Genomic DNA, 26,929 nt, shown 5'->3' with positions numbered 1-26,929 from the left:
GTGACCGTATCCCGCGCGGGCGAACCCGTCAGCCGGTTATTCCGCACACCGCCGGCCGGGCGATCACACCGCCGAGAACGTGATCAGCACCGCCTGGCCCATCGTCCGCAGGACCCCGGGTGACACCCCGGCCGCCAGCACCGCGTCGTAGCGGTCCAGCCGGACGCCCGTGCCCTCCAGCTCCGCGCCGTCGTCCAGGGAGACGGCGAGCACCGCGCCGCCCTCCGGCGGCAGCAGGCGCACCGTGCCGCAGACCACGGCGGTCTCCGCCCGCGTACGGGCCCTGCCGTACATGACGTTGAGATTGACGACCGGGCCGCCCAGCAGGAAGCCCTCGGTGGGCAGGTCGCCGGGGAAGCCGTGCGGCCACAGCGGCTCGTCGACGATGTGGTGTTCGCCGCCGACGACGAGGTCCATGCCCGCGCCCTCGACCACCGTCAGGATGCGGTCCACGCCCGGGAAGGCGGAGAACGGCCCGTCGGCGGTGACGTCCGCGAGGCTCACCCGCCAGTCGAAGGTGCCGGGGCCCGCGCCCTCGGGGCCGGTGGCGATCTCCCGCGTGATCCCGCCACCGTTCTTCCAGGGCGCGGGCGTACGGTCGGCGGCGCGCAGGACGCGCAGGGTCCGGTCCGTCACCGGATGATCCCCTGCGCCTCGGCGGCGGCCAGCCAGAGCGGGAACTCGGCGACGAGGCGGTCGTACAGCTCGGAGTCCGGGACCTTCCGGGGGTCCTGGCCGGCGTGGAAGTACCCGGCGTTGTCGACGGTCCGCTTGGCGGGGACGGCCAGCTCGTCGAGCTTGCGCAGGAAGTCGAACTGGCTGCTGCGGGTGTTGCCGAAGCCGACGAACTGCCAGAACAGCGGCAGCTTCGCGGCCTTGCAGAGGTAGCGCTCGGCGGCGAGCTTGTTGATCGGCCCCCCGTCCGTCTGGAAGACGACCAGGGCGGGCGCGGTGGAACCGCTGTCGAGGTAGTGGTCGATGACGGCGTCCATCGCCAGGTGGTAGCTGGTCTTCCCCATGTGCCCGAGGCCCGCCGTGATCTCGTCGATCCGGCCGTGGTGGTTGTCGAGGGCGATGTCGGTGACCGCGTCGATGTCGGTGGAGAAGAAGACGACGGGCACCGTGCCGTCGTCGTCGAGGTTGGCCGACAGGCCCAGCACCCGGTCGGCCAGCGCCTGGACGCTGCCGTCCTTGTAATAGGGCTTCATCGAGCCCGAATGGTCCAGGACGAGGTAGACGGCCGCGCGGTGACCGCCCAGTCCGTGCTTCTCCAGCGAGACCCCGGCGCTCCTGTAGAGGCTGACCAGGGCCGGAGCCGTCTCCTGCACCTTGGTGAGGCTGATGGCCGGGCCGGTGCCCACGGCCGTGTTCACACCGTTCATGACGGCCCCCCGTTCTGCGCTCTGCGGACCTCGAGCGTAGGCCACCGCCGGGCCCCGGGCACACGGCCCACCGCACCGGTTCGCTATCTTGATCGCCGCCGCCCCCACCGGCCCCGTTGCACACCCCCAGTGAAGGAGCCGGCCATGGAGGCCGCCGCCACCGCGTGTTACCGCCATCCGTCCTACGAGACGTATGTCCGCTGCACCCGTTGCGACCGCTACATCTGCCCGGACTGCATGCGGGAGGCCGCCGTCGGCCATCACTGCGTGGAGTGCGTGAAGGAGGGGCAGCGCTCGGTACGGCAGGCCCGTACGGTCTTCGGCGGTGCCGTCTCCCGGGCGACGGCACCGCTGGTGACGTACGTCCTGATGGCGCTCAACGTCCTGGCCTACATCGGCGAGGTGGTCAGGCCGGAGATCGTGGACCGGTTCGCGGTGCTCGGGGCGGTGCTGACCGGCCCGGACGGTGAGCAGTACTACTACCGGGGTGACACGTATCCCGGGTACGAGCTGACGGGCATCGCGGACGGCGAGTGGTACCGGCTGGTGACCGGGGCCTTCCTCCATCTTCCTCCGGACGCCTCGTTCGGGGTGATGCACCTGGTGTTCAACATGTTCGCGCTGTGGAACATCGGCCGGGCAGTGGAGGGACAGCTCGGCCGGGCCCGCTACGCGGCGCTGTATCTGCTGTCCGCGGTGGGCGGTTCGGTCCTGGTGTACCTGGTGGCGCCGGACACCTCGACGGTCGGCGCCTCCGGTGCGGTCTTCGGACTGGCCGCCGCGTACTGGGTCATCCACCGGCGGCTCGGCCGGGACATGTCGGCGGTCAACCGGTTCATGGCCGGGTTCCTGCTCTGGATGCTGATCTCGGCCGCGTTCACCTCGTGGCAGGGGCACCTGGGCGGGCTGCTGACCGGGGCGCTGGTAACGTACGGGCTCGCCTACGCGCCCGCGAAGCTGCGGGTCTGGCCGGTGCAGCTCGCGGGTGGGCTGGTGCTGGTGGGGCTGTTCGCGGTGGCGGTGGTGGTGAAGACCTCGGCGCTGACGGGCGGCTGAGGCCGGGCCGGGCGCGAAACCGGCTCCGGGGCCGGGCGGGAAACCGGCCCCGGACGCGCCACGGCGCCCGCTGGTGTCCGGTCGGGGACGGGCAGGCGCCGCGTTCAGTTCCGTACGCCGTTGTACGGGACGTGTGATGGGGGCTCCCCCGGGCCGCGTGGCCCAGGGGGAACCCGGATGGTGCTCAGACCAGCAGGGACCGGTCCGTCGGGCGGATCGGGGCCGGCAGGGCGCTGGTCCCGGTCAGGAAGCGGTCCACTCCGCGGGCGGCGGAGCGGCCCTCGGCGATCGCCCAGACGATCAGCGACTGGCCGCGTCCCGCGTCACCGGCGACGTAGACGCCGTCGACGTTGGTCGCGTAGTGCTCGTCGCGGGCGACGTTGCCACGCTGGTCGAGCTCCAGGCCGAACTGCTGGACCAGACCGTTGGACTGGTCGGTTCCGGTGAAGCCCATGGCGAGGGTGACGAGCTGCGCGGGGATGCGCCGCTCCGTGCCGGGCTTCTGCTCCAGCTTACCGTCCTTGAACTCGACCTCGACCAGGTGGAGGGCCGCGACGTTTCCGTCCTCGTCGCCCTCGAAGTGGGTGGTGGAGACGGAGTAGACCCGCTCGCCGCCCTCCTCGTGCGCGGAGGTGACCTTGTAGAGCATCGGGAAGGTCGGCCAGGGCTGGCCCGGGTTCCGCTCCTCGCCCGGCTTCGGCATGATCTCCAGCTGGGTGACGGAGGCCGCGCCCTGGCGGTGGGCGGTGCCGACGCAGTCCGCTCCGGTGTCGCCGCCGCCGATGACGACGACGTGCTTGCCGCCGGCGTGGATCGGGGAGACCGTGAGGTCGCCCTCCTGCACCTTGTTGGCGAGCGGCAGGTACTCCATCGCGAAGTGGATGCCGCCCAGCTCACGGCCGGGGACCGGCAGGTCGCGGGAGACGGTGGCACCGGCCGCGATGACGACCGCGTCGTAGCGGCGGCGGAGCTTCGCGGCGTCGATGTCCTTGCCGATCTCCACCTCCGTACGGAACTTGGTGCCTTCCAGGCGCATCTGCTCGATGCGGCGGTTGATGTGCGACTTCTCCATCTTGAACTCGGGGATGCCGTAGCGGAGGAGGCCCCCGATGCGGTCCGCGCGCTCGTAGACGGCGACGGTGTGGCCGGCCCGGGTCAGCTGCTGGGCGGCGGCGAGTCCCGCCGGGCCCGAGCCGATGACCGCGACGGTCTTGCCGGAGAGGCGCTCCGGCGGCTGCGGGGTGACGTCGCCGCTGTCCCACGCCTTGTCGATGATGGAGACTTCGACGTTCTTGATGGTGACGGCGGGCTGGTTGATGCCGAGCACGCACGCCGACTCGCAGGGGGCCGGGCACAGCCGCCCGGTGAACTCCGGGAAGTTGTTCGTGGCGTGGAGCCGCTCGGATGCGGCGGTCCAGTCCTCGCGGTAGGCGTAGTCGTTCCACTCGGGGATGAGGTTGCCCAGCGGACAGCCGTTGTGGCAGAACGGGATGCCGCAGTCCATGCAGCGGCCGGCCTGCTTGCTGATGATCGGGAGCAGCGAGCCCGGGACGTAGACCTCGTTCCAGTCCTTGACGCGCTCGGCCACGGGGCGGGTCCTGGCGACCTCGCGTCCGGTGGTCAGGAAGCCCTTGGGGTCAGCCATTGGTCGCCGCCTCCATCATCTTCTCGGTGGTCTCCTGCTCGGAGAGACCGGCGAGCTCAGCGGCGTCCTTGGCGGCGAGCACTGCCTTGTACGTGGACGGGATGATCTTGCTGAAGCGGGTCACCGCGGTGTCCCACTCGGCGAGGAGCGTCTCGGCGACGGTGGAGCCGGTCTCCTCGTGGTGGCGGCGCACGACGTCGTGCAGCCACTGCCTGTCGGTGTCGTCCGGTTCCTCGACCGCGCCGAGGTTGCCGACGTTGACGTTGTCGCGGTTCAGGTCGATGACGTACGCGACACCGCCCGACATACCGGCGGCGAAGTTGCGGCCGGTCTCGCCGAGGACGACGGCCTGGCCGCCGGTCATGTACTCGCAGCCGTGGTCGCCGACGCCTTCGGAGACGACCAGTGCACCGGAGTTGCGGACGCAGAAGCGTTCGCCGGTGCGGCCGCGCAGGAAGACCTCGCCGCCGGTGGCGCCGTAGCCGATGGTGTTGCCGGCGATGGTGGAGTACTCGGCGAGGTGATCGGCGCCCCGGTCCGGGCGGACGACGACCCGGCCGCCGGAGAGGCCCTTGCCGACGTAGTCGTTGGCGTCGCCCTCCAGGCGCAGGGTGATCCCGCGCGGCAGGAACGCGCCGAAGGACTGGCCGGCCGAGCCGGTGAAGGTGATGTCGATGGTGTTCTCGGGCAGGCCCGCACCGCCGAACTTCTTGGTCACCTCGTGGCCGAGCATCGTGCCGACGGTCCGGTTGATGTTGCGGATCGGCACCTGGGCGCGGACCGGCTGGGCGGCCTCGGGGCTTGTCGCTCCGAGCGCGTCGGCGGCCAGCTTGATGAGCTGGTTGTCGAGCGCCTTCGTCAGACCGTGGTCCTGCTCGACGATGCGGTGGCGGACCGCGCCCTCGGGCAGCTCGGGCACGTGGAAGAGCGGAGCCAGGTCGAGTCCCTGCGCCTTCCAGTGCGTGATCGCGCGGTCGGTGTCGAGGAGCTCGGCGTGACCGACGGCCTCCTCGATGGTGCGGAAGCCCAGCTCGGCGAGGATCTCGCGGACCTCTTCGGCGATGAACTCGAAGAAGTTGACGATGTACTCGGCCTTGCCGGAGAACCGGTCCCGGAGGACCGGGTTCTGGGTGGCGATGCCGACCGGGCAGGTGTCCAGGTGGCAGACGCGCATCATGACGCAGCCGGAGACGACGAGCGGCGCGGTCGCGAAACCGAACTCCTCGGCGCCCAGGAGCGCGGCGATGACGACGTCGCGGCCGGTCTTGAGCTGGCCGTCGGTCTGCACGACGATGCGGTCGCGCAGGCCGTTGAGCAGCAGCGTCTGCTGGGTCTCGGCGAGGCCGAGCTCCCAGGGGCCGCCCGCGTGCTTGAGCGAGGTGAGCGGGGAGGCGCCCGTTCCGCCGTCGTGGCCGGAGATGAGCACGACGTCCGCGTGGGCCTTGGAGACACCGGCGGCGACCGTGCCGACGCCGACCTCGGAGACCAGCTTCACGTGGATCCGCGCCTGCGGGTTCGCGTTCTTCAGGTCGTGGATCAGCTGGGCGAGGTCTTCGATGGAGTAGATGTCGTGGTGCGGCGGCGGCGAGATGAGGCCGACGCCGGGCGTCGAGTGACGCGTCCTGGCGACCCACGGGTAGACCTTGTGGCCGGGCAGCTGGCCGCCCTCGCCGGGCTTGGCGCCCTGGGCCATCTTGATCTGGATGTCGTCCGCGTTGACCAGGTATTCGCTGGTCACACCGAAGCGGCCGGAGGCGACCTGCTTGATGGAGGAGCGGCGCGCCGGGTCGTAGAGGCGGTCGGGGTCCTCGCCGCCCTCACCGGTGTTGGACTTGCCGCCGAGCTGGTTCATCGCGATGGCGAGCGTCTCGTGCGCCTCGCGGGAGATCGAGCCGTACGACATGGCGCCGGTGGAGAAGCGCTTGACGATCTCGGAGGCGGGCTCGACCTCGTCGAGGGAGATCGGCTCGCGGCCGGAGTCGAAGCCGAAGAGGCCGCGGAGCGTCATGAGGCGCTCGGACTGCTCGTTCACCCGCTCGGTGTACTGCTTGAAGATGTCGTAGCGCCGGTTGCGGGTGGCGTGCTGGAGGCGGAAGACCGTCTCCGGGTCGAACAGGTGCGGTTCGCCCTCGCGCCGCCACTGGTACTCGCCGCCGATCTCCAGCGCGCGGTGCGAGGCCGCGATGCCGGAGGCGGGGTACGCCTTGGTGTGCCGGGCGGCGACCTCCTTGGCGATGACGTCCAGGCCGGCGCCGCCGATCTTGGTGGCGGTGCCGTTGAAGTACGTCGCGACGAAGGCCTCGTCCAGGCCGACGGCCTCGAAGACCTGGGCGCCGCGGTAGGAGGCGACGGTGGAGATGCCCATCTTGGACATGACCTTCAGGACGCCCTTGCCGAGCGCGTAGATCAGGTTCCGGATGGCCTGCTCGGCCTCGATGTTCTCGATGAAGGTGCCGGCGCGGACCAGGTCCTCGACGGATTCCATGGCGAGGTACGGGTTGACCGCGGCGGCGCCGTAGCCGATGAGCAGGGCGACGTGGTGGACCTCGCGGACGTCCCCGGCCTCGACCAGCAGGCCCACCTGGGTGCGCTGCTTGGTGCGGATGAGGTGGTGGTGGACGGCCGAGGTGAGCAGCAGCGAGGGGATCGGGGCGTGCTCGGCGTCGGAGTGCCGGTCGGAGAGGACGATCAGGCGGGTGCCGTCCTCTATGGCGGCGTCGACCTCGGTGCAGATCTCCTCGATCCGCGCGGCCAGCGCCTCGCCGCCGCCGCCGACCCGGTAGAGACCGGCCAGCGTGGCGGCCTTCATGCCCGGCATGTCGCCGTCGGCGTTGATGTGTATCAGCTTGGCGAGCTCGTCGTTGTCGATCACCGGGAACGGCAGCGTGACGCTGCGGCACGCGGCGGCGGTCGGCTCCAGGATGTTGCCCTGGGGGCCGAGCGAGGAGCGCAGCGAGGTGACGAGCTCCTCGCGGATGGCGTCCAGCGGCGGGTTGGTGACCTGCGCGAAGAGCTGGGTGAAGTAGTCGAAGAGCAGCCGGGGGCGCTCGGAGAGCGCGGCGATCGGCGAGTCGGTCCCCATGGAGCCGAGCGGCTCGCCGGCGGTGCGGGCCATCGGCGCGAGGATGACGCGGAGCTCTTCCTCGGTGTAGCCGAAGGTCTGCTGGCGGCGGGTGACCGAGGCGTGGGTGTGCACGATGTGCTCGCGCTCGGGCAGGTCGCCGAGGCCGATCTCACCGGTCTCCAGCCACTCCTGGTAGGGCTGCTCGGCGGCGAGGGACGCCTTGATCTCGTCGTCCTCGATGATGCGGTGCTCGGCGGTGTCGACGAGGAACATCTTGCCGGGCTGGAGGCGGCCCTTGCGGACGACCTTCGCCGGGTCGATGTCCAGGACGCCGACCTCGGAGGAGAGCACGACGAGGCCGTCGTCGGTGACCCAGTAGCGGCCGGGGCGCAGACCGTTGCGGTCGAGGACCGCGCCGACCTGGACGCCGTCGGTGAAGGTGACGCAGGCCGGGCCGTCCCAGGGCTCCATCATCGTGGCGTGGTACTGGTAGAAGGCGCGCCGGGCCGGGTCCATCGAGTCGTGGTTCTCCCACGCCTCGGGGACCATCATCAGCACCGAGTGCGGCAGCGAGCGCCCGCCGAGGTGGAGCAGCTCCAGGACCTCGTCGAAGGAGGCCGAGTCCGAGGCGTCCGGGGTGCAGACGGGGAAGATCCGGTCGAGCTGCGCCTGCCCGAAGAGCTCGGAGGCGAGCTGGGACTCGCGGGCCTTCATCCAGTTGCGGTTGCCCTTGACCGTGTTGATCTCGCCGTTGTGCGCGACGAAGCGGTACGGGTGGGCCAGCGGCCAGCTGGGGAAGGTGTTGGTGGAGAAGCGGGAGTGGACCAGCGCGACCGTGGAGGCGAAGCGGCGGTCGGAGAGGTCCGGGAAGAACGGCTCCAGCTGCCCGGTGGTGAGCATGCCCTTGTAGACGATGGTGCGGGCGGAGAGCGAGGGGAAGTACACCCCGGCCTCACGCTCGGCACGCTTGCGCAGGACGAAGGCCTTGCGGTCCAGGGCGATGCCGGTGGACTCGCCGTCGGCGACGAAGACCTGGCGGAACTCGGGCATCGTGGCGCGGGCGCCGTTGCCGAGAAGTGCGGGGGTGACCGGGACGTCGCGCCAGCCGAGGACCTTCAGGCCTTCCTGGGCGGCGATCTTCTCGATCGTGCGGACGGCCTCGGTGGACTCGTCCGCGGGGAGGAAGGCGATGCCCACGGCATACGAACCGGCCTCGGGAAGTTCAAAAGGGGTCTCGGCGCGCAGGAAGGCGTCCGGGACCTGGCAGAGAATGCCGGCGCCGTCGCCGGAGTCGGGCTCGGAACCGGTGGCGCCGCGGTGTTCGAGGTTGCGCAGTACGGTCAGCGCCTGCTCGACCAGCTCATGGCTGGCCACACCGGTCAGAGTGGCCACGAACCCGACGCCACAGGCGTCGTGCTCGTTACGGGGGTCGTACATCCCCTGCTGGGCGGGGCGACCGTCCATGGGCGACCAGGCGTCGATACGCATCGGCTCTCCCGTCGTCGTCGTGGCATTTGCGGTGCCGAGGGACGACGTTGGCCCTCTGCGAAATTTCGTGCAGGTTACATGATGGGGCGCTTCTCAAGAAGCGGAAGGTTCATTCCAACATACGGACACCGTGGTGACCGGAAGTGACTGGGTGACCAGTGGCGACCGGCTTGACCAGGGGGTGGGTCGCTGTCGAAAAGGATCGGCGCCCGGGAGTCGCAGAGAGCAGGCGTCGTTGCCTGCGGTGCCTACGGCTCATGCCCGGTGGCAACGGAAACGAAACCACCGGGTAATGGCTACATATGTGCAGCCCTGCATAGGGTCTCATTTTACGGCCGTGGGGCCCGATCCGCCCAGTGGGCGTCGCCAAGACGTACGTCACACGGGTTGCCGCGCCGTTGAGCCGTTCGGGCGGCCCGGTCACGCGGTACGCCGGGCCGCGCCGGAGTCAGCCGACCGCCACACCGAACAGGGTGCCCAGGCCGTACGTCAGCGCCGCCGCCGCGCCACCGAGGGCGAGCTGCCGCAGTCCGCTGAACCACCAGCTGCGGGCCGTCACCCGGGCCACCACCGCGCCGCAGCCGAAGAGGCCGAGCAGCGCGAGGAGCACCGAGGGCCACAGGGCGCTCGCGCCGAGGAGGTAGGGCAGGACGGGCAGCAGGGCGCCCAGCGCGAACGCGCCGAACGACGAGACGGCGGCCACGAGCGGCGAGGGCAGGTCGCCCGGGTCGATGCCGAGCTCCTCGCGGGCGTGGATCTCCAGCGCCTGCTCCGGGTCGCGCGACAGCTGCCGGGCGACCTCGCGGGCCAGCGGTGCGTCCACGCCCCGGGACTCGTAGAGCGCGGCCAGCTCCGCCATCTCGTCCTTGGGGTGCTTACGGAGCTCGCGGCGCTCGACGTCCAGCTCGGCCTCGACCAGTTCGCGCTGCGAGGCCACGGAGGTGTATTCGCCCGCCGCCATGGAGAAGGCCCCGGCCGCGAGTCCGGCCAGGCCGGTGATCACGATGGTCTGCTGGGAGACCGCGCTGCCGGCGACGCCGGTCATCAGGGCGAGGTTGGAGACCAGGCCGTCCATCGCACCGAAGACGGCGGGGCGCAGCCAGCCGCCGTTCACGTCCCGGTGGGTGTGGTTGTCCCGGTGCGCCCCGTGCAGGACGGCTTCGGTCTCGATGATGGCCACGGCCCACTTCTCCCCGGTGAATACAACTTTCGACAGAGTCCAAAGTACGCCGGTCGGGCGGCCTCCGCCAGCAAGGCAGGCCTGCCTTACCACCCCTCTGACCTGCGAAGAAAGGTCAGCCTCAGCTATCCCCGCCGTCATCCTCCTGGCCCCTTTCCCGGCGTTTCCCGCCTCCCTTCGCCTTCCGCGTGGCACAGATGCGGACAGGGCCCGGAAACGGAATCGCATGCGGACTCGGATACGGACCCGGATTCGGACTCGCCGGACGAGCGGAAGGGCGACGCGATGGACACGGCCGTCGGCAATGACCGGGCCAGGGGTGCGCTGCTGGGACTGGCGGTCGGGGACGCGCTCGGCGCTCCCGCGGAGAACCTGCGGCCCTCCGAGATCCGCCGCCGCTGGGGGCGGATCGAGGGCTTCGTGAGCGATGATCCGGCGGGCACCGACGACACGGAGTACGCGATCTTCTCCGGGCTGCTGCTGGCCCGGCACGGCTCCGCGCTCGACGTCTCCCACGTGGAGCGGGCCTGGCACCACTGGATCGCCGATCTGGACGAGGGCCCGTTCCGGGGGGCCGGGTTCAGCGAGCGCGGCACCCTGGAGAATCTGCGCCGGGGCCTGGCGGCACCCATCTCGGCCCAGCACCGGCACGCCTGGAGCGACGGGCTCGCGATGCGGGCGGCCCCCTTCGGGGTGTTCGCGGCGGGCCGCCCCGCCGAGGCGGCCCGGCTGGTCGCGGTGGACGGGCGGGTCAGCCACGAGGGCGAGGGGATCTACGGGGGCCAGGCGGTGGCGGCCGGGGTCGCGGCGGCCATGGTCGGCTCGGGCCTCGCCTCGGTGATCGCGGCCGCGCTCTCGGTGGTCCCGATGGACTCCTGGACCGCCCGGTCGCTGCGCCGGGCGGTGGCGGCGGCCCAGCGGCCCTACCCCGACCGGCTCACGATGGAGCGGGCGGTGCGCTCGGCGGTGGTGATCGCCGGCTACCCGTGGACGGACCTCGCGCCGGAGGCGGTGGGCCTGGCGTTCGGGGCGTTCACGGCGGCGCGCGGGGACTTCCGGACGGCGGTGCTCACGGCGGTCAACATGGGCCGCGACGCGGACACGACGGCGGCGGTGGCGGGCGCGCTGGCCGGGGCGCTGAACGGGGAGAGTGCCATCCCGCCGGGCTGGGCGGGCGCGATCGGCCCGGTCCGGGGCAGCTGCCTGCCCTCGATGCGCGGCTACCACGTGCTGGACATCGCGGAACTGCTGACGCCGGACGACCCGGGAGTGGCCGGGGCGGCCGGGCCGGCCGGGAGCGCGCAGGAGCGGGGCGGCGGTCGCGAACCCTCGGCCGTGCGGAACATGGCGTCGGTGGCGGCTTCCTTCGAGCCCGTGCGGGAGGAGCAGCGATGACGACAGCGCGTAGGACGGCCGGGGCCCCAGCCCCCTCCCGCCGCGCCCGGATCGAGGGGCTGCTGCTCGGCCTCGCCTCCGGCGACGCCGCCGGGTGGCCCGCCGCCCGGCACCGGGCGGTCCGGATGCCCGAGTGGACCCGGCGGCTCACCCGGGAGCTGGACACCTTCGCCGAGCAGAACGCCACCACCACGCTCCCGGTGCCCATCGCCCTCAACCAGCCGCCCGAGCCGCTGCGGCTCGGCCCGTCCGACGACGCCGAGTGGGCCGCGTTCGCCGCCCGTACGGTGCTGGCGGCGGGCGACGACGCGGTGGGCCTGACCACCGGCCGCCGGATGCGGGACGCGGTCGACCGGGCCTGGAACGCGCTCGCCGCCACCGTCGCCGCCGCCAGCGCCCGGGCCCCCGAGGTCGAGGCCGCGGTGCTCCCGCTGCGGGCCCGCATCTCGGTGCGGGCCGGGCTCGGCAACCTGGCCGCCGGGCTGCGGCCGCCCGCCACCGGGCACGACAACCCGCACTACTTCGACGACGCCGCCTGCGTACGGGCCGCCGTGCTCGCCGTGGTCCACCCGGGCGACCCGGAGGAGGCCGCCGCTCTCGCCGAGTTCGACGCCCGCTACACCCAGGACGGCGACGGGGTGCACGGGGCCCGGGCCGTGGCCGCCGCCATCGCCGCGGCCCTGGCCGGGGCGGACGTCGACACCGTGGTGAACGCCGCCCTGGCCCAGCTCCCCGAGGGCACCGAGATCGCCCGCAACGCCGCGCACGCGGTCCGCCTGGCCCGGGAGTTCGCGCACGAGCCGGCCGGGGCGTTCGCCCTGGTCCCGGTGCTGGAACATCAGATCGTGGACCACGTCTACAGCTACGGGATCGCGGCGGCGGAGACCGTGCCGGTCGCCCTGGCCCTCACGACCGCCGCCCGGGGCGAGATCGCCCAGGCCATCCCGGCCGCCGCCTGTCTGTCCCGGGTCGCGGACTCCGCGCCCGCCCTGGCCGGGGCGCTGACCGGGGCGATCGGCTCGATCACCGCCGTACCGGCGGGCTGGCGCGAGGCGTGCCGCACCCTGGCGGGCTGCGCGCTGCCCCGGCTCGCGGGCGCGGATCTGATCGAACTCGCCGGGCTGCTGGCAGCCACGGAACCGGCCACCCCGGGTGGACAATTCCGACATGACGCCCACGACGCCCACGACGGCCACGCCGGCACCCTCTCTCTCGACGCCGCCCCTCTTCCCCAGCACGCCCGGACTCGATGACCGCATCACCCGGGCCCTCGCCGGAGCCGCCGTCGGCGACGCGCTCGGCGGCCCGGTCGAGGGCTGGACCCCCGAGCAGATCGCCGAGCGCCACGGCGGCCGGGTGACCGGGATCGTCGGCCCCTGGTACGGCGAGGACTGGCGCACCGCACGCCCCATCGCGCCCTACCACAAGGGCGACGGGCACGTCACCGACGACACCCTGATGACGCACGCGCTGATCCGCGTCTACGACCGGGTCCGCGACCACCTCGACGCGTACGCCGTCGCCGACCACCTCGTACCGGATCTGCTCTCCCCCCGCTGGATCCCGGAGCTGGAGGCCGAGGCGCTGCCGCTCCAGCGGATCTTCCTGGCGGAGAAGTGGATCGTGGCCCGGCTGCACTACGGGCACGTCGACCCGCGCGAGGCCGGTGCGGGCAACATCGTCAACTGCGGGGCGGCGATGTACATGGCCCCGGTCGGCCTGGTCAACGCCGGCCACCCGGAGGCCGCGTACGCCGAGGCGCTGGAGGTCGCGGCGCCCCACCAGTCCTCCTACGGGCGGGAGGCCGCCGGGGTCTTCGCGGCCGCCGTCGCCGCCGCCTGCCACCCCGGCGCCACCCCCGGCACCGTGATCGACGCCGCGCTCGCCCTGGCGAAGGACGGCACCCGCTCCGCCATCGAGGCGGTCTGCGAAGTGGCGGCGCACCACGACGACTTCGAGTCCGCGCTCGGCCCGCTGCGGGCGGCGGTGGAGCCCTTCGACACGGTCGGCCCCGACTACCGGAGCCCCTCGCTCGGCGCCCGCCGCCCCTCCCGGCTGCACGCCATCGAGGAGCTCCCCATCGCGCTGGGGATGTTGCTGGTCGGGGGCGGCGACTACCGGCGTACGGTGCTCGGCTCGGTGAACTACGGGCGGGACTGCGACTCCATCGCGACGATGAGCGGGGCGATCGTGGGCTCGCTCGGCGGCGAGGTCCCGGCCGACTGGGCGTCCACGGTGGCGGAGGCGAGCCGGCTGGACCTGGACGCCCCGGCCCGGACCCTGGCGCAGGTGGCCCGTGAGGTCTTCGCCCGGGATCTGGAGCGCCGCCGGGCCCACGAGACCGCGTTCACCGCGCTGGCCGGTGCGCGGTGAACGTCCGCCTCACCTGGGTGCAGCCCGAGGACCTGGTCGGGCACGAGCTGCGGCAGGCCGCGCAGGACGGCCGGGACGCCCGCGAGATCGAGGAGCGGTGGTACGCGGCCGGGGGCTCCCCCGCCCCGGACCGTGCGGGAGCGTCCGAGCCGCCCGCGCCGCCGCGACTGCGCGAGCTTGCCGGGCAACTCCTCGACGAACTCGCCCTGCTTGAGTCGCCGTTGGCCGCCGACGAGCCGACCGCCCTGGACGAGATCGTGGCCGCTTGCCCCCACTGGCCAGGCCCGGTGGACGCCACGCCCGCCGTCGGCCGGGACCGGCTGCACGCGGCCTGGCTGGGCCGGGCGGCGGGCTGCCTGCTCGGAAAGCCGGTCGAGAAGCTGCCGCTGACCGGCATCCGCGCCCTGGCCCGCGCCACCGGCAACTGGCCCCCCACCACCTGGTTCACCGCACGCGGCGTGCCCCCCGGGCTGCTGGCCGCCCACCCCTGGAACCGCCGCTCGGCCCCCACGTCCCTGGCCGAGAACATCGACGGCATGCCCGAGGACGACGACCTCAACCACCTTCTCCTCACCCTGCTGTTGCTCCAACGGCACGGGCGCTCCTTCACCACCGCCGACCTGGCCCGGCTCTGGCTGGACGAGCTGCCCGCCGGACGCGCCTTCACCGCCGAGCGCATCGCGTACGGCAACCTCCTCGCCGGCGTCGAACCCCCGCAGACCGCCCGCCTCCGCAACCCGTTCCGGGAGTGGATCGGCGCCCAGATCCGGGCGGACGTGCACGGCTGGACCCACCCCGGCGACCCGGCCGGGGCCGCCGCCCAGGCCCACCGCGACGCGGTCCTCACCCACACCGGCAACGGGGTGTACGGCGCGATGTTCACCGCCGCCGCACTCGCCGTCGCGGCCGAGGGTGAGAGCGATGTGCACGGCTGTCTGGCGGCCGGGCTGCGGGTGGTGCCGCCACACTCGCGGTACGCGCGCGCGGTCCGCCTCGGCATCGAGGCGGCCCGTACGGAAGGGGACTTCGACGTCGTCGTGGACCGGCTGCACGCCGTCTACGCGGACACCCACCACTGGGTGCACGTCCTGCCCAACGCCGCGCTGCTGGCCGCCGCCCTCACCCACGCCGACGGCGACTTCACCCGGTCCATCGGCCGCGCGGTCTCCGGGGGCTGGGACACCGACTCCAACGGGGCGACCGCCGGGTCACTGGCCGGACTCCTTTCCGGCGGGCCGGACGCCCTGCCCGAGCACTGGACGGCCCCGCTGAAGAACCGGCTCGCCACCTCCGTACCCGGCTTCGACCGGACCGGGTTCGACACCCTCGCCGCACTGACCCATCAGGAGGCTCTGCACCCATGACCCGCATCGCGGTGCTCGGCAGCACCAATATGGACCTCGTCGCCTACACGGCCCGCGCCCCCGGCGGCGGCGAGACCGTCACCGGACGGGAGTTCCGCACGATCCCCGGCGGCAAGGGCGCCAACCAGGCCGTCGCCGCCGCCCGCGCGGGCGGCGCGGTGACGATGATCGGCGCGGTCGGCGACGACGCGTACGGCGCACGGCTGCGCGACGGCCTCGAACACGCCGGGGTGGACACCGACCTGCTGCACACTGCCGAGGGCCCCAGCGGCACCGCGCACATCGTGGTGGACGACACCGGGTCCAACGCGATCGTGGTGATCCCCGGCGCCAACGGCGTCGTGACCGCGCTCGGGCCCGGGGAGATTGCGGCGATCGCCGCCGCCGACCTGCTGCTGATGCAGCTCGAACTCCCGCTCTCCGCCGTCGTGGAGGGCGCCCGCGCGGCCCGGGCCCAGGGCGTACGGACCATCCTCACCCCCTCCCCCGTACAACCCCTCCCCGATGAACTCCTCGACCACATCGACCTGTTGGTCCCCAACGAGCACGAGGCAGCCGAGCTGTCCGGGCAGGCCGAACCGCACGCGGCGGCGCAGATCCTGCTGCGCCAGGTGCCCGAGGTGATCATCACGCTCGGTGCGAAGGGGTCCCTGTACGCGGCCCGGGGCGGCGAGCCGGTGCTCTTCGAGGCCCCCGCGGTGAACGCCGTCGACACGACCGGGGCCGGGGACACCTTCGTGGGGGCGCTGGCCGTGGCGCTCGGGGAAGGGCGGCCCGTGGCGAAGGCGCTGGCGTTCGCCTCCTCGGCCGCCGCGCTCTGTGTCCAGAAGCCGGGCGCGTCCACGTCCATGCCGTACCGCAGCGAGATCGAGGCCGATGCCGTATGAGTACGACCGGAGCAGGACCCCTCACCGGGCTGAAGGTCATCGACCTGGCCACCCTCTTCGCCGGACCGCTCGCCGCCACCATGCTCGGGGACTTCGGCGCCGACGTGATCAAGGTCGAGCACCCCCGTAAGCCGGATCCCTCGCGCGGGCACGGGCCCGCCAAGGACGGGGTCGGCCTGTGGTGGAAGCTGCTCGGCCGCAACAAGCGCGCCCTCACCCTCGACCTGTCCGCGCCGGGCGGCCGCGACGTGCTGCTCCGGCTGGCCGCCGAGACCGATGTGATCATCGAGAACTTCCGGCCCGGGACCCTGGAGCGCTGGGGCCTGGGCCCCGAGGAGCTGCACGCCGTCAACCCGCGTCTGGTGCTGGCCCGGGTCACCGGCTTCGGCCAGTTCGGGCCGTACGCCCACCGCCCCGGCTTCGGGACGCTCGCCGAGGCGATGAGCGGGTTCGCCGCGATCACCGGGGAGCCGGACGGACCGCCGACGCTGCCGCCGTTCGGACTCGCGGACTCCGTCGCGGCGCTGGCGACGGCGTACGCGGTGATGGCCGCGCTCGCCGGGCGGGAGAAGACCGGCGCGGGGCAGGTGGTGGACCTGGCGATCATCGAGCCGATCCTGACCGTGCTGGGCCCGCAGCCGCTCTGGTTCGACCAGCTCGGCTACGTCCAGCCGCGCACCGGCAACCGCTCCCGCAACAACGCCCCGCGCAACACCTACCGCACCGCCGACGGTCACTGGGTCGCGGTCTCCGCCTCCGCCCAGTCCGTCGCCGAGCGGGTGATGCGGCTGGTCGGCCGTCCGGACCTGATCGACGAGCCGTGGTTCGGCGCGGGCACCACCCGGGCCGAGCACACCGAGGAGCTGGACGGGGCCGTCGGCCACTGGATCTCCCGCCACAGCCGCGAGGAGGTGCGAGACGGCTTCGAGAAGGCGGAGGCGGCCGTCGCGCCGATCCATGACGTACGGGAGGTGATGGAGGACCCGCAGTACCGGGCGCTGGACACGATCACCGAGGTCGACGATCCGGAGCTGGGGCCGCTGCGGATGCAGAACGTCCTCTTCCGGCTCTCGGAGACCCCCGGCGGGATCCGGTGGGCGGGCCGCCCGCACGGCGCGGACACCGAGGAGATCCTGGCCGGGCTCGGCCTCTCAAAGACGCGGATCGCGGCGCTGCGGGACCAGGGGGCGCTGTGACCGGCCGGCCCGTTCCGGCCCCGCCGCTGCCGGAGGGCCCGCCGCCACCCGCCGGCCGGCCGCCGCTGACCTGGCTGTACGTGCCCGGGGACCGGCCGGAGGTGGTGGCCAAGGCGCTGGGCTGCGGGGCGGACGTGGTGATCGTCGACCTGGAGGACGCCGTCGCCCCGGACCGTAAGGAGTACGCGCGGGCGGCCACCGTCGAGCTCCTCGCGGACCAGGTCACGGCGGCCCCGGACGCGGTGCCGGTCCATGTCCGGGTGCACGGCGAGGACGACATCCGGGCGCTGGCGGCGCTGCCGGGGCTGGCCGCGTTCCGGCTGCCGAAGATCACCCATGCGGTCTCGGTGCACCATGTGGCGGCCGTGGCCCCGGGCGTTCCGCTGTATCCGCTGCTGGAGTCGGCGCTCGCGATCGAGCACGCGTACTCGATCGCCTCGGCCCATCCCGCCGTACGCGGCATCGCGCTGGGCGAGGCGGATCTGCGGGCGGATCTGGGCGTACGGGAGGACGCCGGGCTCGACTGGCCGCGCAGCCGGATCGTGGTGGCGGCCCGGGCCGCGGCCCTTCCGCCGCCGGCCCAGTCGGTGTTCCCGGACATCCGGGACCTGGACGGGCTGTGGGCGTCGTGCGGGCGGGGGCGGGCGCTCGGGATGCTGGGCCGGGCGGCGATCCATCCGCGCCAGCTGCCGGTGATCGAGCGGGCGTTCCGGCCGACGGCAAGGGAGATCGAGGCGGCCGAGGAGATCGTCGCGGCCTCGGCGGTGGAGGCGGGGGCGCTGGCGTTGCCGGACGGGAGGTTCGTGGACGCGGCGGTGGTGGCATCGGCCCGCCGGACGATCGCGCTCGCCGGGCGGGCCTGAGGTTCCGGGCCCGCCCGGCGAGCGGGAGGTGTGCGGGGTGGAAGCGCCCGCCGGGGCGCGGCCGGTCAGCTCTTCTCGGCTGCTTCGGCCGATCCGGTGCTGTCGGCGGTGGCACCCTTGCCGGACTCGCCCGGCTCGTCCTTCGTGAACGGGTCCTTCTTCTCTGGGGCGTCCGCCTTCCCGGAGCCGTCCTCGTCGGAGCCGTCCTCGTCGGAGCCGCCCTCGTCGGAGCCGCCCTCGTCTGCGGGGCCGTCCTTCTTCTCGGGGGCGGCGTCCCGGTCGGGCTCGACGATCTCCTCGCGGCCCGGGCGGATCTTCGCGGAGACCACGATGTAGGCGACGGCGAGGACGAAGACGATGATCGCGGTCCACACGTTCAGGCGGAGGCCCAGGATGTGGTGGGCCTCGTCGACCCGCATGTACTCGATCCAGCCGCGTCCCGCGCAGTAGGCAGCGACGTACAGCGCGAACGCCCGTCCGTGGCCGAGCCTGAAGCGGCGGTCGGCCCAGACGACCAGCAGCGCGACGCCGATGCACCACAGCGACTCGTACAGGAAGGTCGGGTGGTACGTCCCGGCGACCCGGTTCGGTCCCTCGCTGATCTCCAGCGCCCAGGGGAGGTCGGTGGGCTTGCCGTACAGCTCCTGGTTGAACCAGTTGCCCCAGCGGCCGATGGCCTGCGCGATGGCGAGGGCGGGGGCCATAGCGTCCGCCCAGGCGGGCAGCGGGATGCCCCGGCGGCGGCAGGCGATCCAGGCGCCGACGGCACCGAAGGCCACCGCGCCCCAGATGCCGAGGCCGCCCTCCCAGATCTTGAAGGCGTCGACCCAGTTCTCACCGTCGCTGAAATACAGCTGGTAGTCGGTGATCACGTGGTAGATCCGGCCGCCGACGAGCCCGAAGGGCACCGCCCAGACGGCGACGTCGGCCACGGTGCCGGCTTTGCCGCCCCGGGCGACCCAGCGCCTGTTGCCGAACCAGACGGCGACGAAGACACCGATGATGATGCAGAACGCGTAGCCGCGGAGCGGGATCGGGCCGAGCTCGATCACGCCGGTCGACGGGCTGGGAATGAAGGCAAGGTTCATGGCGAGGTCGACGCTACCTTGCCGGGCGGTGGGTACGGCAAGCCACCCGGCAACGTCTGGGTAACGAGGGCCGCGTCACGGGCGGGTGCGGGGCCCCGTCAGGAACCGGCCGCGGAGGAGGGCGAGGCCGGGTCGAAGGCCCCTTCCGCCGGGGCGGACGGGTCGGCGGTGCCCGGCTTCTTGCCCTTGTTGGCCGCGGCGACCCACTTCTTCAGGTTCTCCGGGGAGATCTGCTCGTCGCCCTTGCTCGGGAAGACGGACTCCCCGTTGAGCAGCACCGTCGGCGTGCCCTGGAAGCCGCCCTCGCGGAACGCCGTATCGGACTTCTTCACCCAGCTGTCGTGCTCGCCGTCCTCCACACAGCTGCGGAAGCCCGGCGTGTCGAGCCCCTCGACCTTCCCGGCCAGCTCGATCAGCCGGCTGTTCTTGCCGAAGGCGTCGTCCGGCTCGGGAGGCTGGTTGCTGAAGAGCACGTCGTGGTACGGGGCGAACTTGCCGGTGTCCTGGGCGCAGGCGGCGGCGTTGGCGGCGCGCAGCGAGCCGGTGCCGCCGAGATTGCCGTCGATGATGGTGGCCAGGTGGTACTCCACCTTGACCTGGCCGTCGTCCGCCAGTTCCTTGACGGTGTCCCGGAAGGCGTTCTCGAACTGGGCGCAGACGGGGCAGCGGAAGTCCTCCCAGATCGTGAGGGTGGACGGGGCGTCGGCGGCGCCGACCGGCAGGGTCAGGGCGTCCTCGCCGGTCGCGCCCGACGGGGCGATGGCGGGGCCGGACGCGGTGTCGCCGCCGTCGTCCTTGCCCGCGTTGGCCGCGATCAGGCCGACCACGGCGGCCAGGGCGAGCACCCCGACCACCGCCGAGGCGACGATCAGCGTCCGGCGGCGCTTCTCGCGCCCCTTCTCCAGCTCACGCTGCTGGGCCAGGCGCTCGCGCGCGCTTCTGTTTCCCTCAGGGATCTTGTCGCTCACACCCGGGGAACGAACCGGGGAGGCGCCTCCGCGCCTCCCCGGTCCATAATCCACCCATTCGGGTGATTAAAGGGCTCAGCGCTTTCGAACACCTTCGGCCAGTTCGCCTGCCAGCGAGCGGACGGCGGCGAGGCCTGCGGCCTCGTCGCGGGCGTCCAGCACGGCCTTGACGAAGGCCGAGCCGACGATCACGCCGTCCGCGAACCCGGCGACCTCGGCGGCCTGCGCCGCGTTGGAGACACCAAGGCCGACGCAGACCGGGAGGTCGGTGGTGGCGCGGGTGCGTCCCACCAGGTCCTGGGCCTGGGCGCCGACGGAGGCGCGGGTGCCGGTGACGCCCATCAGGGAGGCCGCGTAGACGAAGCCGCTGCCGGCCGCCGTGATGGTGGCGAGGCGGGCGTCCTGGCTGCTGGGGGCGACGACGAAGACGGTGGCGAGGCCGTGCTTCTCAGCGTGTTCGCGCCACAGCGCGGACTCCTGGACCGGCAGGTCGGGCAGGATGCACCCGGCGCCGCCCGCCTCGGCCAGCTCGGCGGTGAAGCGCTCGACGCCGTAGCGGTCGATGGGGTTCCAGTACGTCATGACCAGGATCGGGACGCCGGTGGCCTCGTACGCCTCGCGGACCGTGCGCATCACGTCGGCGATCCGGACGCCGCCGCGCAGGGCGATGTCGTCCGCGGTCTGGATGACCGGCCCGTCGAGGACCGGGTCGCTGTGCGGGAGCCCGATCTCGACGACGTCCGCGCCGCCCGCGATGACGGCCTTGACCGCTTCGATGCCGCCGTCGACGGTCGGGAATCCCGCCGGGAGGTAGGCGATGAGCGCCGCCCGGCCCTCGGCCCGGGTGGCGGCCAGGGTGGTGTTCAACAGCTCGATGTTGCCGCTCACTTGGCGTCCCCCTCGATCTCGGCGCGGTCGCTGTCGGCGTCCGCCTCAACGGCGGCGTCGGTGTCGTAGAGCCCGAAGTAGCGGGCGGCGGTGTCCATGTCCTTGTCGCCGCGGCCGGACAGGTTGATGAGGATCAGCCCGTCCTTGCCGAGTTCCCTGCCCAGCTCCAGTGCGCCGGCGAGGGCGTGGGCGCTCTCGATGGCCGGGATGATCCCCTCGGTGCGGGACAGCAGGCGCAGGGCCTGCATGGCCGCGTCGTCGGTGACCGCGCGGTACTCGCCGCGTCCGGTGTCCTTGAGGTACGCGTGCTCCGGGCCGATGCCCGGGTAGTCCAGTCCCGCCGAGATGGAGTACGGCTCGGTGATCTGGCCCTCGTCGTCCTGGAGGACGTAGGAGCGCGAACCGTGCAGGATGCCGGGCTCCCCCGCGGTCAGCGTCGCCGCGTGCTCGCCGGTCTCCACGCCGTGCCCGGCGGGCTCGCAGCCCACCAGGCGGACGTCGGCGTCGGGGATGAAGGCGTGGAAGAGGCCGATGGCGTTGGAGCCGCCGCCGACGCAGGCGACCGCCGCGTCCGGGAGGCGGCCCGCGCGCTCCAGGATCTGGCGGCGGGCCTCGACGCCGATGACGCGGTGGAAATCGCGGACCATCGCCGGGAAGGGGTGCGGGCCGGCGACCGTACCGAAGAGGTAGTGGGTGCGGTCCACGTTGGCGACCCAGTCGCGGAACGCCTCGTTGATGGCGTCCTTCAGGGTCCGCGAGCCGGACTTCACGGCGACGACCTCGGCGCCGAGCATCCGCATCCGGGCCACGTTCAGCGCCTGGCGCTCGGTGTCGATCTCGCCCATGTAGATGGTGCAGTCGAGACCGAAGAGGGCGCAGGCGGTCGCGGTGGCGACGCCGTGCTGGCCGGCTCCGGTCTCGGCGATGACGCGGGTCTTGCCCATGCGCTTGGTGAGGAGCGCCTGGCCCAGCACGTTGTTGATCTTGTGCGAGCCGGTGTGGTTCAGGTCCTCGCGCTTGAGGAAGATCCGCGCGCCGCCGGCGTGCTCGGCGAAGCGCGGGACCTCGGTCAGCGCGCTGGGCCGGCCCGTGTAGTCGACCATGAGCTCGTTGAGCTCGGCGGCGAAGGCCGGGTCGGCCTTGGCCTTGTCGTACTCGACGGCGACCTCGTCCACGGCGGCGACGAGCGCCTCCGGGATGAACTTGCCGCCGTACTCGCCGAAGTAACCCTCGGCGCTGGGGATCAGACCCTCGGGGTCCGGAATGAAGAAGTCGGACGACATGCGACGTGCTCCTTGGCATGGCAACGGATGGATGCACCGTATGCGCCGGGGGCGGAGCGCCACCGGGACCGGCTTGCGGTCACGGCGGTGCGGTCGTACGTACGAGAAGGGGTACTGCGGTACGTCGGCCGGGGCTCGCCTACAGCGCGGACCCCGGGCGCCATCGCATGCCGTTCACCTGGCCGGGCTCGTCGCCGATGACGTACCGCACGCGCCGGCCGTGCACGCGCCGGGCGGGGGCGCGGCAGCCGCGTGGGCGGCAGCCGCGCGCCAGCGGGGCGTGCGGATCCCGCGCCGGGGCCCCGGCGGGGCCAGGGCCTGTCATCGGACTGCCGCCTGCCGGGCGACACCTGGCACGCACGCTCGCGGCGTTGCCGGAATGGCCAAGTAGCTCCGCTACGAGACTGTTCCGGCGCCTTGCGATCGCACGCGCCCTGCGCCGCCCGGCCGCCCTTCGGGCGACGACGGCGGTCCGACGACAGGCCCTGCCCGGCCGGGTGCGGGGCACGGGACGGTCGGTCATGGTCGCTTCGTCCCCGGTCAGCCGCGGCCGTGGCGGAGCGCCGGGTGGGCGCCCGCGGCGACCAGGTCGGCGACGGCGGCGCGCGGGTCGCGGCCGGTGACCAGGGACTCGCCGACCAGGACGGCGTCGGCGCCGGCGTTGGCGTACGCGATCAGGTCGTGCGGGCCCCGGACGCCGGACTCGGCGACCTTGACGATGTGGTCGGGGATCTCGGGGGCGACGCGCTCGAAGGTGGAGCGGTCGACCTTGAGGTCCTTCAGGTTGCGCGCGTTGACGCCGATGATCTTGGCTCCGGCGTCCACGGCGCGCTCCGCCTCCTCCTCGTCGTGCGCCTCGACGAGCGGGGTGAGCCCGATCGACTCGGCACGCTCGATCAGGGAGACGAGGGCCTCCTGGTCGAGGGCGGCGACGATCAGCAGGGCGAGGTCGGCGCCGTACGCGCGGGCCTCCCACAGCTGGTACGAGGTGACGATGAAGTCCTTGCGGAGGATCGGGGTGTCGACCTTGGCGCGGACGGCCTCCAGGTCGCCCAGCGAGCCGCCGAAGCGGCGCTCCTCGGTGAGTACCGAGATGACGGACGCGCCGCCCGCCTCGTAGTCCGCGGCGAGCGCGGCCGGGTCGGCGATGGCGGCAAGGGCCCCCTTGGAGGGGGACGAGCGCTTGACCTCGCAGATGACGGTCACGCCCTCGCCGCGCAGCGCGGCGACTCCGTCCTTGGCCTGGGGGGCGCGGGCCGCGCGCTCCTTCAGCTCGTCGAGGCTGACGCGCGCCTGTCGCTCCGCGAGGTCGGCGCGAACGCCGTCGATGATCTCGTCGAGCACACTCACGCGAGCGGCCCCCTTCCGGAACGGTGATGAGGGAACAGGATCAGCCATACCGATGGTATCCGCAGGAGGGCCCGGGGCTCGCATCCGGCCACGCCGCGTCCCACCACCTGGGCGTTCAGGGGGCCAGCGCCGAGCCGAACGGCAGGTTCCGGACCACGGTGAAGATCAGCAGGACGGCCCCCACACCCCACCACCAGGCGGGTGCCAGCCCGATCCGCAGGGGCTTCCCGCGCCAGGCTCTGGCCAGCCAGAGGACCCAGACGGCGGCGAAGAGGAAGTAGCCGGCGGTGGCGATCGCGTTGGCGGAGAACGCCGCGCCGAGGTCGCCGTGGATGAAGGCGTGGGCGCTGCGCAGCCCGCCGCAGCCGGGGCAGAACACTCCGGTCAGCTTGAGCAGCGGGCAGACCGGGTAGTGCCCGGACTCGTTGGGGTCGACGGCGCCGACGTAGGCGAAGGCGCCCGCGACGGCGGCGAGGATGCCGATCGGCGTGGCGAGCCGGCCCACCCGGCCCGTCCGGCGCTTGAGGACGGGCCCGTGGCCGTAGGGGCCGGGCACCGACGAGGGCCCCGCGCCCGAGGGGCTGGTTAGCGCCGGGCCCGCCGTGGCGGGGGTTCCGTCCTCGAACGCCGGACCGGCCGGGATGGGCGGGGCCGTGTCGGGGGTCGGGCAGACCGTCAGCGGCATGCTCCTGGGACCGACGCCGTGCGGCGCGGCTTCCGGGCCGGCCGAGCCGGGGCCGGGACCCGGCTGAGGGGCGGACTCGGGGTCCGGCGGCTGGGCTGCGGCGGGGGTAGGTGAGGCGTCCACCCGGTGATTGTCCCCCGCCGATGCGAAAAGGCGCAGCCCCACCGGGGCTGCGCCTGTCTGCGTGTCGGTCGCCGGGACGGGCCGGCGTCCGGGTCAGTGGGAGATCTGCGCCCGCCCGGCGCGCTCCCTGGCCTCGGTCATTTCGGCCGACTCCTTCTGCGCGCCGAGTCCGGCGGCCCTCATGGCGAGGCCCACGAGACCTCCGGCGAAGATGACGACGACACCGGCCCAGAAACCGAGCGGGTTGGCCGCGACCATGAAGACGCCTGCGACGCAGAAGCCGATGAACGTGATGATGGCACCGGTCCAGGCGGCCGGGGTGTGTCCGTGGCTGCTGCCCGCCATGAGTTGCTCCTCGTTGGTGTTGCGCTGTGGGTGAGGCTGTATACGTGTGGCTGCCGCCCCCAGGGCGGCTCGGCTCCATTGTCCCGTACGGGGCCGTCGGGGGTGAGCGTGGGGTCACGCCTCGCGCGTTGGGTCCTCGCCGCGGTCGAGGGCCTTCCACAGGTCCTCGGGCCGGTCCGGGTCGGGGGCGGTGCGGGGCGCCTTGCCGGGGCGGGGGGTGCCGTCGCGCTCGTACTTTCCGGACATGGCGGGCCAGCGGCCGCCGTAGCGCAGCGCGAGGAGCCCGGCCAGCAGGATCAGCAGGCCGCCGGCGGCGGTGACGTAGGGCCAGGCGGTGTGACCGAGGGCGTGGATGGTGGCCGCCGCGTCGCCGGTGGTCCTGGCGGCCTCCTCGTCGAGGGCCGTGCTGTCGGAGCCGCCGGCCCAGGCGCTGAGGGTGGCTCCGAGGCCGCTGAGGGCGAGCAGGGCGGCGACGATCCGGCGGCCGGCGCCGCGTACGGCGAAGACGGCGACGAGGGCGGCGAGACCGACGACGGCCAGGGCGGCCGGGACGCCGGTGACGTCCTGGCCGTCGACGGTCAGCGGGAGGGCTCCGCCGCCGGTGGCCGCGTCACCCTCGGCCCAGGTCTGCCCGGAGCCGAGGAGGACGACGGTCGCGCCGGCCGCGCCGAGGAGCAGACCGGCCGCGAGGCTGCGGCGGCTCCCCGCGGAGTCGGGCGCGGCGCCGGACGCGGAGTCGGCGGTTCGGGCACGGGGCTGGGGTACGGGGACAGCGCTCACGCCCTCCACTATCCCCTACCGGTTCAGCGGTCGTGGAGCCGGTTGGCCGTATGGACGGCGCGGAGCACGGCCGCCGCCTTGTTGCGGCACTCGGTGTCCTCGGCGACCGGGTCGGAGTCGGCGACGACACCGGCTCCGGCCTGGACGTACGCGGTGCCGTCGCGGAGCAGGGCGGTCCGGATGGCGATGGCGGTGTCGGAGTCCCCGGCGAAGTCGAGGTAGCCGACACATCCCCCGTACAGTCCGCGGCGGCTCGGCTCCAGTTCCTCGATGATCTGCATGGCGCGGGGCTTGGGCGCGCCGGAGAGCGTGCCCGCGGGGAAGCAGGCGGTCAGGACGTCGAAGGCGGTGCGGTCCTCGGTGACGCGGCCGGTGACGGTGGAGACGATGTGCATCACGTGGGAGTAGCGCTCGATCGACATGAAGTCGACGACCTCGACGGTGCCGGGTTCGCAGACCCGCCCCAGGTCGTTGCGGCCGAGGTCGACGAGCATCAGGTGCTCGGCGCGCTCCTTGGGGTCGGCGAGGAGTTCCTCGGCGAGGGCCTGGTCCTCCTGCGGGGTGGCGCCCCGGTGCCGGGTCCCGGCGATCGGGTGGACCATGGCCCGGCCGTCCTCGACCTTGACGAGGGCCTCAGGGCTGGAGCCGACGACGTCGAACCCGTCGAAGCGGAAGAGATACATGTACGGGGACGGGTTGGTGGCCCGCAGCACCCGGTAGACGTCCAGGGCGCTCGCGGTGCACGGGGTCTCGAAGCGCTGGGAGGGGACGACCTGGAAGGCCTCGCCCGACCGGATCCGCTCCTTGATGTCCACGACGGCGTCCTGGTAGGCCTCGCCGCCCCAGAGCGCGGTGTACGGCGGCAGCTCGGACGGGGGCAGAACGGCGGGGGCGTTCTCGACCGGGCGGCGCAGGTCCCGCTCCATCGCGTCGAGGCGGGCGACGGCGTCCGCGTGCGCCTCGTCGACGCCGGTGTCGAGGTCGTTGTGGTTGATCGCGTTGGCGATCAGCAGGACGGTGCCGTTCTGGTGGTCGAGGACGGCGAGGTCCGAGGTGAGGAGCATGGTCAGTTCGGGCAGCTTCAGGTCGTCGCCGCCGTGCTCGCCGATCTTCTCCAGGCGGCGTACGACGTCGTAGCCGAGGTAGCCGACCATGCCGCCGGTGAACGGCGGCAGGCCCGCGTCGCCGACCAGGTCACGCGGGGTGTGCAGGGTCTCGACGGTGGCGCGCAGCGCGTCCAGCGGGTCGCCGGCCACGGGGACGCCGACGGGCGGGGTGCCGAGCCAGTGGGCCTCGCCGTCGCGGGCGGTGAGGGTGGCGTCGCTGCGGACGCCGATGAAGGAGTAGCGCGACCAGGTCCGGCCGTTCTCGGCGGATTCCAGGAGGAAGGTACCGGTGCGTTCGGCGGCGAGCTTGCGGTACAGCCCGACCGGGGTGTCCCCGTCCGCGAGGAGGCGGCGGCTGACGGGGACGACGCGCCGGTCGACGGCCAGCTTGCGGAAGGTGTCGAGATCCATGGCCGGTGA

Annotated in this window: 23 protein-coding genes; 8 read left to right on the top strand and 15 right to left on the bottom strand. The window is 73.1% G+C overall.

The genetic code is table 11. From position 1 onward, the window contains the following. Positions 1-63: 63 nt before the first annotated feature. Entirely contained in the window at positions 64-636 is a 573-nt protein-coding gene (locus IG90_RS0121420) for a HutD/Ves family protein (protein WP_030586714.1), read from the bottom strand. Next, positions 633-1,382 carry a vWA domain-containing protein gene (locus tag IG90_RS0121415; protein WP_030586711.1) on the bottom strand — a complete coding sequence of 250 codons (750 nt, stop codon included), beginning with the start codon at positions 1,380-1,382 and terminating at the stop codon, positions 633-635. Before IG90_RS0121415 ends, IG90_RS0121420 begins: the two co-directional genes overlap by 4 nt. Before the next feature lie 144 nt (positions 1,383-1,526). Here IG90_RS0121415 and IG90_RS0121410 point away from each other — a divergent pair, with 144 nt between their 5' ends. After that, a complete protein-coding gene (locus IG90_RS0121410) occupies positions 1,527-2,438 on the top strand; it encodes a rhomboid family intramembrane serine protease (RefSeq protein ID WP_030586708.1) in 912 nt (303 codons plus the stop codon). Positions 2,439-2,622: 184 nt separating this feature from the next. Here IG90_RS0121410 and IG90_RS0121405 read toward each other — a convergent pair whose 3' ends face one another. The 3 genes from IG90_RS0121405 to IG90_RS0121395 form a co-directional block, all read right to left on the bottom strand. Continuing rightward, complete coding sequence (locus tag IG90_RS0121405) at positions 2,623-4,083, bottom strand: glutamate synthase subunit beta (protein WP_030586705.1); 1,461 nt, start codon at positions 4,081-4,083, stop codon at positions 2,623-2,625. After that, positions 4,076-8,635: a glutamate synthase large subunit gene (gltB, locus tag IG90_RS0121400; protein WP_030586702.1), complete on the bottom strand. Its 4,560-nt coding sequence runs from the start codon at positions 8,633-8,635 to the stop codon at positions 4,076-4,078. The genes IG90_RS0121405 and gltB overlap by 8 nt, the downstream gene beginning before the upstream one ends. A 448-nt stretch (positions 8,636-9,083) precedes the next feature. Then, positions 9,084-9,815: a VIT1/CCC1 transporter family protein gene (locus IG90_RS0121395; RefSeq protein ID WP_030586699.1), complete on the bottom strand. Its 732-nt coding sequence runs from the start codon at positions 9,813-9,815 to the stop codon at positions 9,084-9,086. 285 nt (positions 9,816-10,100) lie between these two features. Between IG90_RS0121395 and IG90_RS0121390 the strand changes: the two genes are divergently transcribed. The 7 genes from IG90_RS0121390 to IG90_RS0121360 are packed head-to-tail and all read left to right on the top strand — an operon-like array spanning position 10,101 to position 17,893. After that, a complete protein-coding gene (locus tag IG90_RS0121390; RefSeq protein ID WP_030586696.1) occupies positions 10,101-11,210 on the top strand; it encodes an ADP-ribosylglycohydrolase family protein in 1,110 nt (369 codons plus the stop codon). After that, positions 11,207-12,463: an ADP-ribosylglycohydrolase family protein gene (locus tag IG90_RS0121385; RefSeq protein ID WP_030586694.1), complete on the top strand. Its 1,257-nt coding sequence runs from the start codon at positions 11,207-11,209 to the stop codon at positions 12,461-12,463. Before IG90_RS0121390 ends, IG90_RS0121385 begins: the two co-directional genes overlap by 4 nt. Continuing rightward, complete coding sequence (locus tag IG90_RS0121380; RefSeq protein WP_030586692.1) at positions 12,378-13,583, top strand: ADP-ribosylglycohydrolase family protein; 1,206 nt, start codon at positions 12,378-12,380, stop codon at positions 13,581-13,583. Before IG90_RS0121385 ends, IG90_RS0121380 begins: the two co-directional genes overlap by 86 nt. Beyond that, entirely contained in the window at positions 13,580-14,947 is a 1,368-nt protein-coding gene (locus tag IG90_RS0121375; protein ID WP_030586690.1) for an ADP-ribosylglycohydrolase family protein, read from the top strand. The genes IG90_RS0121380 and IG90_RS0121375 overlap by 4 nt, the downstream gene beginning before the upstream one ends. Further along, entirely contained in the window at positions 14,944-15,834 is an 891-nt protein-coding gene (rbsK, locus tag IG90_RS0121370; RefSeq protein ID WP_030586687.1) for a ribokinase, read from the top strand. The genes IG90_RS0121375 and rbsK overlap by 4 nt, the downstream gene beginning before the upstream one ends. Next, positions 15,831-17,030, top strand: coding sequence for a CaiB/BaiF CoA transferase family protein (locus tag IG90_RS0121365; protein WP_030586684.1), 1,200 nt, complete (start codon positions 15,831-15,833; stop codon positions 17,028-17,030). Before rbsK ends, IG90_RS0121365 begins: the two co-directional genes overlap by 4 nt. Beyond that, positions 17,027-17,893: an HpcH/HpaI aldolase/citrate lyase family protein gene (locus tag IG90_RS0121360; RefSeq protein ID WP_030586681.1), complete on the top strand. Its 867-nt coding sequence runs from the start codon at positions 17,027-17,029 to the stop codon at positions 17,891-17,893. Before IG90_RS0121365 ends, IG90_RS0121360 begins: the two co-directional genes overlap by 4 nt. Positions 17,894-17,958: 65 nt before the next feature. Here IG90_RS0121360 and lgt read toward each other — a convergent pair whose 3' ends face one another. From lgt to IG90_RS0121315, 10 genes are all read right to left on the bottom strand, one after another. After that, on the bottom strand, positions 17,959-18,981 hold the full coding sequence (gene lgt / locus IG90_RS0121355) for a prolipoprotein diacylglyceryl transferase (protein WP_030586678.1): 1,023 nt from the start codon (positions 18,979-18,981) through the stop codon (positions 17,959-17,961). Positions 18,982-19,079: 98 nt separating this feature from the next. After that, the gene (locus tag IG90_RS0121350) at positions 19,080-19,949 is read right to left on the bottom strand and encodes a thioredoxin domain-containing protein (RefSeq protein WP_030586675.1); all 870 of its coding nucleotides are present in this window, start codon (positions 19,947-19,949) and stop codon (positions 19,080-19,082) included. A 75-nt stretch (positions 19,950-20,024) separates the two neighbouring features. After that, positions 20,025-20,837, bottom strand: coding sequence for a tryptophan synthase subunit alpha (gene trpA, locus IG90_RS0121345; RefSeq protein WP_030586672.1), 813 nt, complete (start codon positions 20,835-20,837; stop codon positions 20,025-20,027). Continuing rightward, positions 20,834-22,120 (bottom strand): tryptophan synthase subunit beta, encoded by a 1,287-nt coding sequence (trpB, locus tag IG90_RS0121340; RefSeq protein WP_030586667.1) that lies wholly within the window; start codon positions 22,118-22,120, stop codon positions 20,834-20,836. Before trpB ends, trpA begins: the two co-directional genes overlap by 4 nt. Before the next feature lie 139 nt (positions 22,121-22,259). Continuing rightward, positions 22,260-22,445: a tryptophan biosynthesis modulator TrpM gene (gene trpM, locus IG90_RS46025; RefSeq protein ID WP_106972951.1), complete on the bottom strand. Its 186-nt coding sequence runs from the start codon at positions 22,443-22,445 to the stop codon at positions 22,260-22,262. Positions 22,446-22,660: 215 nt separating this feature from the next. Next, a complete protein-coding gene (gene trpC, locus IG90_RS0121335; protein ID WP_030586665.1) occupies positions 22,661-23,470 on the bottom strand; it encodes an indole-3-glycerol phosphate synthase TrpC in 810 nt (269 codons plus the stop codon). A gap of 115 nt (positions 23,471-23,585) precedes the next feature. Beyond that, positions 23,586-24,026, bottom strand: a complete 441-nt coding sequence (locus IG90_RS45250; protein ID WP_206434029.1) for a DUF2752 domain-containing protein — start codon at positions 24,024-24,026, stop codon at positions 23,586-23,588. A gap of 345 nt (positions 24,027-24,371) precedes the next feature. Continuing rightward, entirely contained in the window at positions 24,372-24,623 is a 252-nt protein-coding gene (locus IG90_RS0121325; RefSeq protein ID WP_030586660.1) for an HGxxPAAW family protein, read from the bottom strand. 114 nt (positions 24,624-24,737) lie between these two features. After that, on the bottom strand, positions 24,738-25,412 hold the full coding sequence (locus IG90_RS0121320) for a TIGR02234 family membrane protein (RefSeq protein WP_030586657.1): 675 nt from the start codon (positions 25,410-25,412) through the stop codon (positions 24,738-24,740). A 14-nt stretch (positions 25,413-25,426) separates the two neighbouring features. Then, positions 25,427-26,920 carry an anthranilate synthase component I gene (locus IG90_RS0121315; protein WP_030586654.1) on the bottom strand — a complete coding sequence of 498 codons (1,494 nt, stop codon included), beginning with the start codon at positions 26,918-26,920 and terminating at the stop codon, positions 25,427-25,429. Between the last annotated feature and the right edge of the window lie 9 nt (positions 26,921-26,929).

The organism is Streptomyces anulatus, assembly GCF_000721175.1.
GTDB lineage: Bacteria > Actinomycetota > Actinomycetes > Streptomycetales > Streptomycetaceae > Streptomyces > Streptomyces anulatus_C.
This window is presented reverse-complemented; position numbering and strand designations above follow the sequence as displayed.